Below are 15503 nucleotides of genomic sequence, written 5' to 3' on the forward strand. Positions count from 1 at the left end.
ATTTGTTCGAACACTTGATGTTCGAAGGCACGCCGACCGCACCCAAGGGAACCTTTGAGCGCGTGATCCAAGGCGGTGGCGGCATATTCAACGGCTCGACCCGCGCCGATTTCACCAACTACATCGCCTCGGCCCCGGTGACGGCACTCGAGCCGATCCTGTGGCTGGAAGCCGACCGCATGAAGGCATTGGACTTCAGCGAGAAAAATCTCGCCAATCAGCAAAACGTGGTGAAAGAAGAGATCCGCATCAATGTAAAGAACCAGCCCTACGGCATTTTCTACTGGCTCGATCTCAACGCGCTGGCATTCGACAAATGGGCCAATAGCCACGATGGCTACGGTTCGTTCAAGGATCTCGATCACGCCAGCATCGCCGACGTCAAAACCTTTCACGACACGTATTACCAGCCAGCCAATGCCGTGCTGGGTATCGCCGGCGACGTCACCCCGGAACAAGCCTTTGCGTTGGCGCAAAAATATTTTGGTGGTATTCCCGCGCGTGCTTTACCGGCCAGACCGGACGTAGACGAATCGCTCAATAGCAAAGGCCGCATGCAAGAGCAGACGGACCCGCTGGCGAAAGCGCCCGCCCTGGCCATTGGCTGGAAAATGCCCGCACGCGGCAGCAAAGACCAGGTGCCGATGATGGTGCTGTCGCAGCTGTTGGTTGGCGACGATGCCTCGCGATTCTTCCAAGGCCTGGTCAAGGGCCGCGAACAACTGCTCAATATCGAGGGCGGTATCAACTACCCGCTCGGCAATGCCACCAATTACGGCGGCCCCAGCCAGCTCACGCTGTTTGCGCTGTACAAGCCCAACGCCACACCTGAGCAAGTGCTTGTTTCGCTCAACCAGGAAATCGCCAAGATCGCCAGCGATGGCGTCGATGACATCACCCTGCGCCGGATCAAGACCAAGATGCTGTCGGACTGGTACGGCAATCTGGAAGGCTTTCTTTCCCGCGCCGACACCATGGCCACCACGCAAACCTTGTGGGGCGATGCCCAGGTCGTCAATCAAGTACCGGGCTGGATAGAAGCGGTCACGGCCGATGACCTCAAACGGGTCGCCCGTACCTATCTCATCGATGCCAATCGCAGTGTCATCGTGCGTCGTCCCGTTGCGGCGGCAGCAGCGAAGATTTCCACCAGTTCCCCGAATACGACACGCTGAGGAGCACCACGATGACCATCATGAAGAAGCCCGCGTTGCTCGTAGTCGCTCTCGGCCTGTGCATGACCAGCCTCGTACAGGCGTCCACCGCCCCATTGCCGAAAGATCTGCCGGCCTATGGACCGGACAAAGCCGTGCCGGTACCGGACATCGCGCAGCGCACGCTAGCCAACGGACTCACGGTGTGGGTGGTGTCGCGCAACGGACTGCCGAAAGTCGATATGACGCTTGCCGTACTCGGTGGCACGGCGGCAGACGATCCCTCCACGCCAGCCCTTTCCAGCGTCATGACCGGCCTGCTCAATGCCGGCACGACCAGCCTCGATGCCAAACAGATCGCCGAATCGTTGCAGGCGATGGGCGGTGACTACGACGCCACGGCCAGGCCGGATGCGATCGTTGTTTCGGCCACGGCGCTGTCTGCCTACACCGCCGAACTGCTCCATCTGGTGGCCGATACGGCCTTGCACCCGAGTTTTCCCGCAGCAGAGGTCGCACTGCAAAAGGCGAACTCACTGCAAGTGCTCAAGGTGCGCGAGGGCGACCCGGCCTGGCAAGCGCAACGCGCCTTCGATGCCGCCACCTTCGGCACCCATGCTTATGCGCGCAGCTCGCTCACCGAGGCCAGCATCGCGGCGGTCACACCAGAAACCATGCGCCAGCTGCACGCCGCTCGCTTCCGCCCTGATCGCAGCCTGCTCGTCATCATCGGTCGCATCAGTACCAAAGATGCTTTCCGCATCGCCGAGCAACAATTCGGCAGCTGGAAAGCCGAGGGCAAGGCCGTTGCCGATATGCCGCAAGCACCGCGTGATGCCTCGCCACAACGTTTACTGGTCACGCGCGAGGGCTCGGTCCAAACGAATATCCGTTATGGCCGCCCTGCCCTGGCTGCCAGCGATCCCGACTTTGTTCCGCTCAACGTGGCCAACACCATCCTCGGCGGCGGCTTTACCAGTCGATTGACTCAAGATATTCGAGAGGACAAGGGCTATTCCTACAGTCCACGCAGCATGATCAACGCCAATCGCGCGGGAGGCAGCAGTCTTGCCAGGGTGGACGTACGCAATGAAGTCACCGGCGCCACGCTGACCGAGTTGAACAAGCTTTACGAGAGCATGGCCAGCCAGCGGCCCAGCGATGAAGAGCTGATCGGGGCCAAGCGATTGGCTGCCGGCACCTATCTTCTGCGCAACCAGATTCAAGCATCCCTGGCCCTCACGCTCGCCAATTACTGGGCGCAGGGCTTGCCGCCGGCGTTCTTCAGCAATTACGTCACCGAGACCAACCAGGTGAATGGCGATCAGGTACAGGCCATGGGGCGTAAATATTTTGCCCCCAAGGATCAAAGCATCATCCTGGTCGGCGACCCGAAGGCGATCGAGGCACAGCTCAAGCCTTTCGGTGAGTTCAAATCGTTCAAGCCCTGAAGCGCGCCGTCGGCAACAGCATCCGCGACCTCGGCAAGGCTTGCCCCGGCTGGATCGACATCATGATCCAGCCGGGGTGCCGGCTCTTGTCTTGTGCCAAGCCGATAGCTGCCCAAGCCACCCGCATCGACCGGCCGGCAAAGGCCCGCCGTCAAGCCAGCGCCGGCTTCCCGGCACCGGGGGCGCACCCTAACCCGCTGTAAACGGAGAAGGCGCGCCAGCACGCCCCTGCCCCATTAGGCGCCCTATCGAAAGTTGTCAGAAAGAGTGACCCCACAGACTGGCGCCTCCGTCTTATCTCAAGCTCGCCATCATGCGCTTTGTCACCCCACACCTTTCGCCTCGCCACAGGCATGCCTGCCCGTGATCCAGAACGTTGAGTTCCGCCTCGAAGGCGGGCGCAGCGGCGTGCTGCTGATCCACGGCCTTACCGGCACCCCTACCGAGATGCGATTGGTCGGCAAGGGCCTCAATCGCGCGGGTTTCAGCGTGTACGGCATGCAGCTGGCAGGCCACTGCGGCAATGTCGAGGATTTGCTCAGCACCGGCTGGCGCGAGTGGTATGCCAGCGTGGAAGCCGCGGCGGAACAGTTCCGCCATGAAGTGGATCACCTGTTTGTCGCCGGCTTGTCGATGGGTGCGGTGCTGGCGCTCAAGCTCGCGGCCGACCATCCTGACTGGGTCAAGGGCGTCGGTGTCTACGGCGCTACCTTCCGCTACGACGGCTGGGCAATTCCGTGGTACGGCCGGCTGTCCTTCATGCTGCCGCTGCTGCACCGCTTTGGTATCGGCAAGCACCGCATGGTTCACGAAAACGAGCCCTATGGCATCCGCGACGAGCGCCTGCGCGCGCAAATCAGTTCGGCCATGCTCAGCGGCGACAGTGCCGCCGCAGGCCTGCCGGGCAATCCGTGGCCGTCGCTGGGCGAGATGTACAACATGGCCGCAGTGGTTCGCCGTGAACTGCCCAAAGTCAATGCATGCCACTGAAGACGATATCGCCAGCGTCGAGAATGCCCGGCTGGTCGAGCGCGGCGTTTCCGGCCCGGTAGAGATGCTGTTGCTGGAAAACAGCTATCACATGATTACCGTGGATCGCGAACGCCGTGTGCTGATCGATCGCTCGGCCGATTTCTTCAGCCAGGTCGCCGCCACCTTCGAACCTGCCGCTCGCGCGGCGGCCTAGGAGACTTATGTCCCCGCTGGTGGTTACGTTGTGGCTGCTCAATGTCACTCTCGACACGGTTGGCCAGCTGTCATTCAAGGCGGCGGCCAGCGATCCGGCGGCCGGCGATGGCCTGGCCCGCTGGCGCTATATGGCGTCGCGACCGTGGATCTGGGTGGGCCTGATTTCCTATGTCGCCGAATTTCTGGTGTGGATCGCCTTCCTGTCGCTGATCGACCTGTCCGAAGGCGTGCTGCTGGGCTCGATCAATATCGTCGTGGTGATGATTGCCGGACGCATTCTGTTTCGCGAAAAACTCACCCCGCTGCGAGTCACCGGCATTTTGCTGGTAACCGCGGGCGTGGCCATCGTCGGCATCGCAGGTGCAGGCTGATTTTATGCAGACCGACTCTATGAAGACCGATGGCATGACGCGTGGAAAGAGCTTTTACTTTTTCGGCTTTTTGATCCTGGTGGCGTTCGATACCGTGGTCCAGCTGAGCTTTAAATACGCCGGCAATCATGCATTTCCACCCGAGGCGAACTGGGCCTGGATTGTCCGCGTGTTTGGCCATCCGTGGATTTATCTCGCGGTGATCGGCTATGTCGGCAACTTCTTCACCTGGATGACCCTGCTAAAGCACGCGCCGATCGGCCCAGCCTTTGCCGTTACCCATCTCGAAGTCGTCAGCGTGATGCTTTTTTCGGTCTGGCTTTTCCAGGAGCCGCTGACCTGGCCGAAAGTGATCGGTGCCGCCGTCATCGTCCTGGGCATTATCTGCCTGGCCTTTGCCGAGAGCGGCGCACACCCTGAAGGCGATGCGCCGACCGAAGCCAAGGCCGCACTCGGCGTCGCTGCGGGCAGCTGAGATTCAGCATGCGCGAGCTGCCGCCCACCGCTGGCCTGCCACTGCACTTCGGCGACCTGCGTCCCGGCAGCGCGCCTTTCGCCGCACAGGCCGCCGCATGGCTGGGTGTCGAACACTTGCAATTGGAATGCTCGGGCACGGCTGCCCTGGTGGTCGCTTTACATGCCATCAGCCGACTGCGCCCGGATCGCCGCGAAGTCGTCGTACCCGCATGGACCTGCCCGCTGGTTGCGTTGGCCATCCATCGTGCCGGGCTCAAGCCACGCTTGTGCGATCTGGCACCGAATCATTACGACATGGATGCCACTCAGCTGGCGGCGGTGTGCAGCAATAAGACCCTGGCTATCGTGCCCACCCATCTGGCCGGCCGGGTTGCCGATGTCGCTACCGCCAATACGATTGCCCACAACGTCGGCGCCTATGTCATCGAGGATGCCGCGCAAGCCGTCGGTGCGCAGCAGGACGGCCGCAGTGTCGGCCTGCTTGGCGACGCCGGTTTTTTCAGCCTCGCCGTCGGCAAAGGCCTGACCCTGTACGAAGGCGGCCTGTTGCTGGCGTGCGACCCGGCCCTGCGCGAAGCCTTCGCTGCCAGTCATCGCGCCATCATCAAATCAAATCCATCCATGGATAAACAGCGCGCGCTGGAGCTGATCGGCTATACCGCTGCTTACCGTCCGTGGCTATTGCCGCTGGCCTATGGACGCCCGCTGCGCAAAGCGTTGGCAGCCGGTGATCCAGTCAGTGCGGTCGGTGACGATTTCGGCCCAGAGATTCCGCTGCACACAGTAAGTGACTGGCGTCAGGCGGTAGGCGCACGGGCTTTGCTGCGGCTGCCGGCGTTTCTTGAGGCCACCCGCCAGCAAGCGCTACGCCGTATTCAACGGCTACGGCAGATCCCTGGCCTTACCGTCTTCGCGGATGCTCCCGGCCAGCAAGGCGTGTGGCCCTTTCTGCTAGTGACCATGCCTAGCGAAGCCATTCGCGACAGTGCATTGCATACGCTGTGGACCGCCGGCCTCGGTGTCAGCCGCTTGTTTATTCATGCCCTGCCCGACTACGCCTATCTGCGCGATGTGGTGCCGCCTACCGAGTTACCGAACGCCCGCAGCTTTGCCGCGCGCTCACTCACTATCACCAACAGCCCCTGGCTGCGCGATGATGAGTTCGAGAAAATCTGTCGCCGGCTTGAGCGTGCGCGCTAACCCGCAACACGATGCTACCGGCGCTCGATATCGCGCGCCGCCGCAACTACACGCTGCTCGTCGCAATCGCTTTCAATAACCGGGTATTCAAGGCGCGCTGCTGCGCCTGCCAGGCATCCAGCTCGCTTTGCGGCACCGGCTCTTGCCCATCCATGCCGCTAAGCAGGCGTTTCCACCACGTCGTATAGGCATAGGCGGAGACTTCGCCATTGATGTCGCTGGCGATGATCCGCCCGTGCAACGCTTCGATGATCGCCATGGCGTGGCGTTCTTCGATCAAGCCCTGATCCCAATTGGTCCGCGCCGTGGCGACACTGAAGGCATCTTTGTCGATCGACAAATACGTCGGTTGCGGCGCGCCCTGCAATTGCGCAATGAAAGCAGCGGTGAGCGCATCCGGATCGTCAAAGCGATGAAAGGCAGCAGCGATGCCCCAGCGCTTGGCCCAGCTCACATCGACATCCATGCACCAGTAACTGAGCTTGCCTGCGCGCAGCGGCCGCAGATAATTCTCCCAGGCGTGTTTGGCGCCGATATCACCGGAGGTAATGCCGACGACATGCACATGGGTGACATAAGGCAACATCGCGACCTTACGCACCCACGAGCCGCAATGAATGCCCCAGGGGAAACGCATATTGTCGGGATGGTTATCGAACACCACCAACTGGAACGGGCCACGCGCGCGCTGCCGCTCAACCAGCGGCCAGGTCAAATGATGGTAGTCGCCCGAGCCCATCAGCACGGTGCCGTAGTCGGCCGGAGCCCGCGCGTCGAGATGGCGGCGCAAGCGATTGAACGTATGCAGCGTGCAACCGAAGCGAATCGCTTCCTGCCAATCGCTCAACGCCATCGTGGTCGCGCCGGGAAGCGCCCCGATCGAACCGTCGAAATCGAGAATCAGCGGATTGTGCCTACTCATGTGTTTGCGCTGCCCATTGGCTATCGCTCTCGAAATGCTTGCCAAGCCGTTTCGCCAACGCCCGCAGCAATGGGTTGCGCAGATAGATAGCGTGTCGGGTCAGGGTGAATTGTGCGCCTAGATATGATTTGATTTCCGGATCGGTCCAACCGGCAACGTAATGCGTCAGGCCCTGCTCGCGTGCCCAGGCCAGGTTATGAAACCAGCTGGTGAAGTAAAGATTCTGCTCGCGTGCCTGTGGGTAGGCAAAACCCACGTACTTGTCGATCAATTTGCCGCCGACCGCAAAGCACAGATTCCAACCGATCATCGCGCCCTGGTGACGATAAACGAACACCACGCCGCCATTGGCCGGGTCACGCAATACCGCGGCGAAGAACGGCCGGCTAAGCTTGTCGAAATGAATCTCGCTTTGCGCATACACGTTTTCGTAAAGCGCATAAAACGCATCGATACTCGCTTCATCGGCAAAGCTTGCGTCACCACACGGCAGCGCCTCGACCGCGACCTCGCCACGTTTACGCAGTTTGCGCCGGATGTCTTTGCGGCGACCAGAAGACAGCCGTGCCAGGTATTCGTCTTCGCTGGCGAAATCAATCGTCACATAAGCCAGCGCCTGCCCCTCCAGCAACACAAAGCCGGCCGCCTCGCATGCAGCGATAACCCGCGCGCAGCCATCGGCGTTGGCGGCGTCGAGCAAGGGCGAGGCTTGCGGAATGTCTTTGACGATCAACAGCCGTTGATCGCGCCCCAATTGCTCGCTCCAAGCGCGCGGCAGGCTGGCCGGGTCCGCCGCACGCGGAAACAAGGCGTATTCCGACACGGTGGTGCCGACAAAGGCGGTACGCCAGCGCAGCCATCGCCCCCACCAGCGGTAACCTGGCGCACGGGTAACTCGCTGCCGCAACGGCGCATCGGCGGTGGTCAACAGGTCGAACGGAGCGACGAAGGCCGGCGTACCGGCGGCTTCGAGCACGCGAAAACCCAGTGGGGGATGCTCGGCAAACCGCGCGATCAGCGCATCCGGCTCGAGCTGATTCAGATACCGCACACTTAAGTTTCCACGAAACGAGAGGCAATAGCATACGACCCTTCCGCCTTGCTGGCACCGCAACACAGCAACCGCTTCAAAGATTCACGAAAGAATTCACGCGCAGGATGGCCCCTCGATAGCCGTTCGCTTTCATCCGCAACATCACCCGCCAGTCATCTGGACAACCTCCCGATAGTTCGTCAGTCTTGCGCAAACCGGTTACCACATCGCCGATGCCGAGCCGATCCATGCGCAGGCAACGGCGGTTTCTTGACATCCAGGAACGTGATCATGAGCACACAGCAAGAAACTTTCGACATCATCGCCAAGCAGGCGAAGATCGATATCGCCACGATCAAGCCAGAGTCCACCTTGAAGGACCTGGGCGTGGCCTCGCTGGATGCGATCGAAGTGATCTTCGATCTCGAAGAGCATTTCGGCGTGAACCTGCCCAATGAAGACACGAACTTCGAAAGCGATACCGTCGGCCATCTGGTCGACGCCATCGACCGTCAATTGGCGCTGAAATCGTCAACCCAGACTCCATCTGACGGCTGATCCCATGCGCCGTATCGTGATTACCGGTGCGGGCGCGATCTGCGCGCTCGGCCATGACGTGCCCACCATCTGGAAAGGCATGACCGAAGGCCGCACCGGCATCGGTCCCGTGCAGCGGATCGAACCGGGCCTGCTGCGCAATGGCGGCATTGCCGCCGAAGTGCGCGATTATGACCCTTCGTCGTATTTCGATTCCGCGCGGCTGCCACTGCTCGATCTTGTCAGTCAGTACGCGCTGGTGGCCGCGGGCGAAGCGATACGCCAATCCGGCATCGGTTTCGAAGGCGAGCGCGCGGCGCGTACCGCCATCGTGATCGGCACCGGGGCGGGTGGTGAAACGACTCGCGATGAGCAGTACGAAAGACTTTATCGTGAGGGCGCCAATCGTCTGCATCCCTTGGGCATCGTGCGTATGATGACCAATGCGCCCGCCAGTCACGTCAGCATGATGCATGGCATCACCGGCCCGGCCTTTTCCGTTTCCAGCGCGTGCGCTTCGGCCAATCATGCCTTTGCACAAGCGGTGATGATGATCCGCTCGGGGCTGGTCGATACCGCCCTGGCAGGCGGCTCCGAAGCCTGTATTACCTTAGGCTCCATGCGTGCCTGGGAGGCCATGCGCGTACTGGCCCCCGATACCTGCCGCCCGTTCAGCAGCGGCCGTCGTGGCATTGTGCTTGGCGAAGGCGCGGGCATGTATGTGCTGGAGACACTGGAACTGGCGCAGCAGCGCGGCGCAACCATCCTGGCCGAAGTCGCCGGCTGTGGCATGAGTTCCGATGCCGGGGATATTGCCGCGCCATCTGAGCTGGGAGCCGCCGCTGCCATCAGCACCGCCCTGCGCGATGCCGGCATGCTGCCCGCGGAGGTCGACTACATCAACGCCCATGGCACCGGCACCATGGCCAACGACAGTACCGAAACCCGCGCCATCCACCGCGGATTTGGCGAACATGCGCGCGCCTTGGCGATCTCCTCGACCAAGCCCATGCATGGTCATGCGCTGGGTGCGGCTGGCGCACTGGAGCTGGTGGCCGTGCTTGGTGCCTTGCGTGACGGCGTGGTACCGCCCACCCTGGGTTACCTGGGCCCCGACCCTGCCTGCGATCTCGACTATGTGCCCAATCAGGCACGCGTGATGCCGGTGCGTGCCGGGCTGAGCAACTCCTTTGCCTTTGGCGGGCTCAACGCCGTGGTGGCGCTGCGCCGCGCTCCCTGATCTCCCCATGGACCGCACGGGATAGCCCGCGTCAGCGCGGGCTATCGATTAAACCGGCAAGGGCAGCATCTGCTCGCGGCTCGGTGGCGCGATAGCCAGGCCATCGCCTTGCGCCGGATCGATCCAGGTGACCGCCTCGATTTCTGCCCACGGCTGGAACGGGCCGTTCATAAACGGCTATAGGACCACGACTGCATGCGGCCATCCCGATAAGGCATGACGCCATGGAATGGACGTGGATCGGCATCGAACACCAAGGGCAGAAAGTGGCGGTCACCTTCCCACATCGGCAGCTCGGCAAGACGATCCAGTTCGACCCATTCCAGGGTTCCCTCGGCGTTCTCTTGTAGCGGCTCGCCGCGGAAGGCGTCGATGACGAAGATGAAACCCAACCAGTCCTCGCCTTGCTTGCCGAAGCCGGGCCAATTGAGTGTGCCGCGCAAATGCATCGACAGGCACTCGATCCCGGCTTCTTCGAGAATCTCGCGGCGCATGCAGGCGGCAATATCTTCGCCGGGCTCCATCTTGCCGCCCAGGCCGTTGTACTTGCCCAGGTGCTGATCGTCCTGACGCGCATTGCGATGAATCATCAACACTCGGCGGCGGTCCGTGGAGAGCACATAGCCAAGCGTGGCAACAATAGGGGTGTAGGGCATGAGGCTGACGTTATAGCTGCGGTGAACGGATAAAGCGTAGCCGATTCGCCCGGACTTGCGCCGATTGGGCCTTGGCAGCGACCATCGGCAGATGTTTGTTGCAACACCCAGCCATTCGACCTGCCGCGCGCTGTCTTTATCGGCGATGTTCAGTGTGCTTGCCATTCTGGGAGGCTGTTCACAACAAGCCCAGGCGGTGGATAGCAACGAGGTCGTATTCGACAGCCAAAGTTTTCGCACGGTCAGCATCGCTCTCGATCGCCAGCCGCTCAGCCTGCACTGGAAGGATCCAGCGGACGGCCAGGCCTATGGCGATATCGACAGCTTGCGGCAATGGGGCGAGGCGCATGGTCAACGGCTGCTGTTTGCCACCAATGCCGGCATCTACGACCGGCAATTCGCTCCACTGGGCTTATACGTCGAAAATGGTAAAACCCTGGTGCCGTTGAACATGGCACGGGGCAATCCCGCCTCGGGAAATTTTTCATTACTACCGAATGGCGTGTTTGCGGTATACCCCGATGGACATGCGGCGGTACGCACCAGCAACGATTTCAAAGCCGATGGCAAGCCCGTGCAATGGGCGAGCCAGTCAGGCCCGATGCTGCTGATCGATGGGCAGATCAACAACCAATTCGTCGACGACTCGGCCAGCCTGAAATGGCGCAGCGGGGTCTGTGCCAAAACACCTCATGAGGTGGTCTTTGCGGTCAGTGAGGCTCCAGTGAACTTTCATACCTTCGCACGACTGTTTCGCGATCAGATCGGCTGCCGTGACGCGCTCTATCTGGATGGCACCATCTCGCAGTTCTACATCGATGGCGAAGGCTACGCCGGTGCACCGACCTTCATGGTCAAGCCCTATGCCGGCATCTTTGCAGTGTTTGCACAGCCATGAACACCTCACGCCGCCACTGGTTACGTGCGTCGATCAGGTTCGTGTTGTTCTCGCTACTGACTATCGTGCTTGGCGTAGTTGCCACCGCCTGGTTTCTGCTTGCAGGCAGCCGTGCCGAACTCAACGGAGAGCGCCGCCTGTCGGGCTTGCAGGACGGCGTCAGCATCGGCCGCGATGCACTGGGCACCGCGACATTGCAAGGCAAGAGTCGCGACGACATCAGCTTTGCGCTGGGTTATGTGCACGCGCAGGAGCGGTATTTCGCGATGGACTTGATGCGCCGGCTACCCGCGGGCGAACTGGCCGAACTGGTCGGCAAGGCAGCGGTGGATGTCGACCTCAACCACCGTCGGCATCGCCTGCGTGCTACCGCGGCCGCGGCTTACGCCAGTATGTCGGCCGAACAGAAATATCACCTAGACCGCTATCGCGATGGCGTGAATGCCGGCCTGGCCCATTTACGCGTACGCCCGTGGGAATACTTGCTGCTGGGTACGCGACCACAACCGTGGCGCTCCGAAGACAGCCTGTTAGTCGTCGCTGCGATGTACCTCGACCTCCAAGGCGATGGCCGCAACGAAACCGAGCTGCGCATGGCTCAGATGCGCGCCGCGCTGCCCGAGCCCCTGGTCGATTTTCTGCTCGCGCCAGACCCTGACTGGGAGGCGCCTCTCAAAGGCGAGCTGTCCCGGCAGCCGGTCATACCTGGTGCTGACGTATTCGACCTGCGGCACCAGCCACAGGCCCGAATCAACGATGTCGGCGCACTGGCCTCGGCATTGAGCCCGGCCGTGGATGACGCCAGACCCGGCAGCAATAGTTTTGCCGTCGCCGGCAACCTCACCGAAAGCGGTGTGGCGATGCTTGCCAACGACATGCATCTAAGCCTGCGCGTGCCGAACATCTGGTTTCGCGCGCGCCTGCGCTATGCCGATCCGAGCGCCCCCAACGGACAACGCGACGTCAATGGCGTCACCCTGCCCGGCACACCGGCACTGGTGGCGGGCTCGAACGGACAAGTCGCCTGGGGTTTCACCAATAGCTATGGCGACTGGCAGGACTGGGTCCGCATACAACGCGACCATGCCGACCCGAGCCGCTACAAAGTGCCCGAGGGCTGGGCATCGATCGAACTCCACGACGAACAGATCGGCATCAAGGGCGAGCCGGCCCACCGCCTGAAGGTCGAAGACACCCGCTGGGGGCCCATCATGGCGACCGATACCGACGGCACGCCATTGGCGTTGTCCTGGATCGGCGACCTGCCACGCGCCTACGACCTCGACATGATGAAGCTGGAGCACGCCACCAATATCGATGCGGCGCTGGACCTGGCCTCCAGCATGGGCATGCCACCACAAAACCTGCTGGTCGCCGACAGCGCCGGGCATATCGGCTGGACCGTCACCGGCAACAGTTGGCCGTTACGCGCCGGCTTCGATCCGCAGCGCCCCGCCGACTGGTCGCAACCCGGCAGTGGCTGGATCGGCTGGGCCAAGCCGGCGCAATACCCGCGCATTGAAAACCCCGAGGATGGTCGACTATGGACCGCCAATAACCGCACCGTCGATGGTGCCGATCTGGCCCTGCTCGGCAGCGGCGGCTACGACCTTGGCGCCCGCGCGCAACAAATTCGCGACGACCTGCGCGCCGGCAATCGTTTCACGCCCGGAAGCTTGCTTGAGGTGCAGCTCGATCATCGCGCGCTATGGCTCAACCGCTGGCAGCGTTTACTGCAAGACACGCTGACCGGCAGTAACGACCCTGAGCTGCAGCAACTACGTCAACTGACCGCGTCATGGCATGGCCTGGCTGCGGTGGATAGCGTTGATTACCGGCTGGTGCGCGCCTTCCGTACGCAAGTGGTGGAGGCGGTACTGACCCCCTTTGTCGCGCAGATACAGGAAGCCGATGCCGATTTCCGCTGGCCCAAATCCAGCAACCCGGAAGCCGCCGTGTGGATGCTGCTGCGTGACCGCCCCGCGCATCTGCTGGATGCGCACTACGCCAACTGGGACGAGTTGCTGATCGCTGCCGCCCATGACGTCGTGAAGAAGCTGGCATCGCAGCCCGGCGGCCTCGCCGCGCGTACCTGGGGCGAGGTCAATCGCAGTGCGGTGAATCACCCGCTGGCGCGCGCCTTGCCCGGGCCGCTCGCCCGCATACTCAACATGCCTGACGAACCGCTGCCCGGCGATCACAACATGCCGCGTGTGGCCGAGGCCGGCTTTGGCGCCTCCGAACGGTTAGTCGTCATGCCGGGTCGCGAGGCTCAAAGCATCTTGCACATGCCCGGCGGCCAAAGCGATCACCCGTTATCGCCGTTCTACGGCGCCGGTCATGAGGACTGGGTGCACGGCCTGCCGACACCGCTGCTACCCGGGCCGACGCAGTACACCTTGACGTTGCTGCCCACGCCTGAGGCGAACCGATAAATTCAACCTTGTCTTCATGCCGTCGTCACATGACATTGACTTCACTAGTTACAAAGCCCATGCCATCACCCGAAACACGGCCGTCGATGTCCACCGATCGATAGCGACAGCAACGCAACAACCGCCGAATTGAATCTGCCCACGCTGAATCCGTCGATGCATTCGTTGATAGAAGCGACTCCATACGCCAGTCATTCTTCATGAGGACATGCCACGTGAAAAGTCATGCATTAGCCATGCAGCGATGGATTCAAATAGGCGCGCTGACCATTCTCGTCATTGTCGGCAGCGGTCAGGCATTCGCTCAGCAAACAACAGCCTCGCTGGATAGCGCAGTCGCCGTGGCGAGTCGCTGGGCCTTGCAGGCCGATGCCAATCAAGCCGATGCGATGTGGCAGGACAGCGCCGAGACCATGCGAAAAAGCGTCAAGAAGACCGAGTGGAGCCACTACCTTGGCACCCTGCGCAAGCAACTTGGCGTGCTGCAAAGCCGCGACTGGCTGCAACTTGCACGCGTAACCAATCCCAATAACCTGCCCGCCGGCGAATACGTCAATGTGATCTTCGCCACCAAGTACGCGAATGCCTCGACCTTCGAAACGATCTCGCTGGAACAGACTGCCAGTGGGTGGGCACCGATGGGTTATGTCGTGCGCCAGATGCAGGCTCCCACGGCGGCAACGACACCGGCAGCGGCTAAATAAAGACCAAGACCAACATCGCAGCTTGACCGCCTGTTGGTCTTCTCCTCGCTATCGCGACATCAGCCTACCGAAGTCACCAGCAAACGCTCGCATAGCGATTGATACAGCGATGGCAGCTTTTCCAGATCCGCGACCGAGACGCACTCGTCGACTTTGTGAATCGTTGCATTGACCGGGCCCAGCTCGACCACCTCGGCACCAAGCGGCGCGATAAAACGGCCATCTGAGGTGCCACCGCCGGTACTTTGCTCCGGATCGATGCCGCACAACTGACGACAGACCGCGACCACGGCTTCACGCACCACTCCGCCCGGCGGGGTACGAAACGGTGCCCCCGACAACTGCCAGTCCACCTGCCAGTCGAGCCCATGCCTGGTAAGTACGGCCTCGGTCCGCGCCTGCAAATCCTCTGCACGGCTGGCCGTGCCATAGCGGAAATTGAACAGCGCAGTCAGCGCACCGGGAATAACATTATTGGCACCGGTACCCGCATTGAGATTGGATATCTGAAAAGAGGTCGGCGGAAAATCGTCATTACCTTGATCCCAGACCTCCGCCACCAGCTCAGCCAGTGCGGGAGCTACGGCATGAATGGGATTGCGTGCTTTTTCCGGATAAGCCACATGCCCCTGGATACCGCGCACTGTCAACGTGCCTGAGAGCGATCCGCGCCGCCCCACCCGAATCAGGTCGCCCAGCTTTTCCTTGGCAGACGGCTCGCCCACCACGCACCAGTCGATGCGCTCGCCGGTCGCACGAAAATGCTCGGCCACTTTGCGTACGCCATCGATAGCGACACCTTCTTCATCGCTGGTCAACAGCAAACCCACTCGACCCGCGTGATCGGGATGCGCCGCCACAAATTGCTCCAGCGCAATCACCATCGCCGCCACCGAGCCCTTCATGTCCGCCGCACCGCGGCCGTATAGCAGTCCATCGCGCACCACCGGATCGAACGGATCGCTATGCCATGCTTCCGCAGGGCCGGTCGGCACGACGTCGGTATGACCGAGGAACATCAACAGAGGGCCAGCCTTGCCATGAGTTGCCCACAAGTTATCGACTTCACCGTAGCGCAAGTGCTCGGTCGCAAAGCCAACGGCGCGCAGGCGATCGGCCAATAGCACCAGGCAGCCAGCATCTTCAGGCGTCACCGAGCGGCGGCGAATCAGATCGACAGTGAGATCAAATACGGCAGACATGAAACTTCCTTTGAAATCGATGAGCGCTGGCTAGG

General features: G+C 61.6%; 15 protein-coding genes and 1 pseudogene. 11 read left to right on the top strand and 5 right to left on the bottom strand.

Annotation, left to right across the window (positions count from 1 at the left end; all coding sequences use genetic code 11):
• The 6 genes and pseudogenes from OUZ52_RS12150 to OUZ52_RS12175 form a co-directional block, all read left to right on the top strand.
• Nucleotides 1–1175 (top strand): M16 family metallopeptidase (locus OUZ52_RS12150; RefSeq protein WP_266158663.1); only part of this gene is annotated, 1175 nt, incomplete at its 5' end.
• Nucleotides 1176–1186: 11 nt separating this feature from the next.
• Nucleotides 1187–2605 (top strand): M16 family metallopeptidase, encoded by a 1419-nt coding sequence (locus OUZ52_RS12155; protein WP_266158664.1) that lies wholly within the window; start codon nt 1187–1189, stop codon nt 2603–2605.
• A gap of 363 nt (nt 2606–2968) precedes the next feature.
• Nucleotides 2969–3791 (top strand): annotated as a pseudogene (locus OUZ52_RS12160) (alpha/beta hydrolase).
• A gap of 7 nt (nt 3792–3798) precedes the next feature.
• Nucleotides 3799–4164 carry an EamA family transporter gene (locus OUZ52_RS12165; protein WP_266158665.1) on the top strand — a complete coding sequence of 122 codons (366 nt, stop codon included), beginning with the start codon at nt 3799–3801 and terminating at the stop codon, nt 4162–4164.
• A 4-nt stretch (nt 4165–4168) separates the two neighbouring features.
• Nucleotides 4169–4639 carry a DMT family transporter gene (locus OUZ52_RS12170; protein ID WP_266158666.1) on the top strand — a complete coding sequence of 157 codons (471 nt, stop codon included), beginning with the start codon at nt 4169–4171 and terminating at the stop codon, nt 4637–4639.
• Nucleotides 4640–4647: 8 nt separating this feature from the next.
• Nucleotides 4648–5841 carry a DegT/DnrJ/EryC1/StrS family aminotransferase gene (locus tag OUZ52_RS12175; protein WP_266158667.1) on the top strand — a complete coding sequence of 398 codons (1194 nt, stop codon included), beginning with the start codon at nt 4648–4650 and terminating at the stop codon, nt 5839–5841.
• 46 nt (nt 5842–5887) lie between these two features.
• Here OUZ52_RS12175 and OUZ52_RS12180 read toward each other — a convergent pair whose 3' ends face one another.
• Together OUZ52_RS12180 and OUZ52_RS12185 are read right to left on the bottom strand one after the other, a co-directional pair.
• Nucleotides 5888–6763 carry an arginase family protein gene (locus tag OUZ52_RS12180; protein WP_266158668.1) on the bottom strand — a complete coding sequence of 292 codons (876 nt, stop codon included), beginning with the start codon at nt 6761–6763 and terminating at the stop codon, nt 5888–5890.
• Nucleotides 6756–7814: a GNAT family N-acetyltransferase gene (locus tag OUZ52_RS12185; protein ID WP_266158669.1), complete on the bottom strand. Its 1059-nt coding sequence runs from the start codon at nt 7812–7814 to the stop codon at nt 6756–6758. Before OUZ52_RS12185 ends, OUZ52_RS12180 begins: the two co-directional genes overlap by 8 nt.
• A 273-nt stretch (nt 7815–8087) precedes the next feature.
• Between OUZ52_RS12185 and OUZ52_RS12190 the strand changes: the two genes are divergently transcribed.
• On the top strand, nt 8088–8354 hold the full coding sequence (locus tag OUZ52_RS12190) for an acyl carrier protein (protein WP_266158670.1): 267 nt from the start codon (nt 8088–8090) through the stop codon (nt 8352–8354).
• 4 nt (nt 8355–8358) lie between these two features.
• Nucleotides 8359–9573, top strand: a complete 1215-nt coding sequence (locus OUZ52_RS12195) for a beta-ketoacyl-[acyl-carrier-protein] synthase family protein (protein WP_266158671.1) — start codon at nt 8359–8361, stop codon at nt 9571–9573.
• A 48-nt stretch (nt 9574–9621) separates the two neighbouring features.
• Here OUZ52_RS12195 and OUZ52_RS12200 read toward each other — a convergent pair whose 3' ends face one another.
• Nucleotides 9622–9744 carry an NUDIX hydrolase gene (locus OUZ52_RS12200; RefSeq protein WP_266158672.1) on the bottom strand — a complete coding sequence of 41 codons (123 nt, stop codon included), beginning with the start codon at nt 9742–9744 and terminating at the stop codon, nt 9622–9624.
• Nucleotides 9741–10229, bottom strand: coding sequence for an NUDIX hydrolase (locus tag OUZ52_RS12205; protein ID WP_266158673.1), 489 nt, complete (start codon nt 10227–10229; stop codon nt 9741–9743). The genes OUZ52_RS12200 and OUZ52_RS12205 overlap by 4 nt, the downstream gene beginning before the upstream one ends.
• A gap of 145 nt (nt 10230–10374) precedes the next feature.
• Here OUZ52_RS12205 and OUZ52_RS12210 point away from each other — a divergent pair, with 145 nt between their 5' ends.
• The 3 genes from OUZ52_RS12210 to OUZ52_RS12220 all read left to right on the top strand — a co-directional run bounded on the left by OUZ52_RS12210 (nt 10375) and on the right by OUZ52_RS12220 (nt 14266).
• A complete protein-coding gene (locus tag OUZ52_RS12210) occupies nt 10375–11127 on the top strand; it encodes a phosphodiester glycosidase family protein (protein ID WP_266158691.1) in 753 nt (250 codons plus the stop codon).
• On the top strand, nt 11124–13562 hold the full coding sequence (locus OUZ52_RS12215) for a penicillin acylase family protein (RefSeq protein WP_266158674.1): 2439 nt from the start codon (nt 11124–11126) through the stop codon (nt 13560–13562). The genes OUZ52_RS12210 and OUZ52_RS12215 overlap by 4 nt, the downstream gene beginning before the upstream one ends.
• Before the next feature lie 236 nt (nt 13563–13798).
• Nucleotides 13799–14266: a DUF4019 domain-containing protein gene (locus OUZ52_RS12220; RefSeq protein WP_266158675.1), complete on the top strand. Its 468-nt coding sequence runs from the start codon at nt 13799–13801 to the stop codon at nt 14264–14266.
• A gap of 59 nt (nt 14267–14325) precedes the next feature.
• Here the strand turns inward: OUZ52_RS12220 and dapE are convergent, their stop codons facing one another.
• On the bottom strand, nt 14326–15468 hold the full coding sequence (dapE, locus tag OUZ52_RS12225) for a succinyl-diaminopimelate desuccinylase (protein WP_266158676.1): 1143 nt from the start codon (nt 15466–15468) through the stop codon (nt 14326–14328).
• Nucleotides 15469–15503: the final 35 nt, after the last annotated feature.

The organism is Dyella silvatica (assembly GCF_026283955.1).
GTDB lineage: Bacteria > Pseudomonadota > Gammaproteobacteria > Xanthomonadales > Rhodanobacteraceae > Dyella_C > Dyella_C silvatica.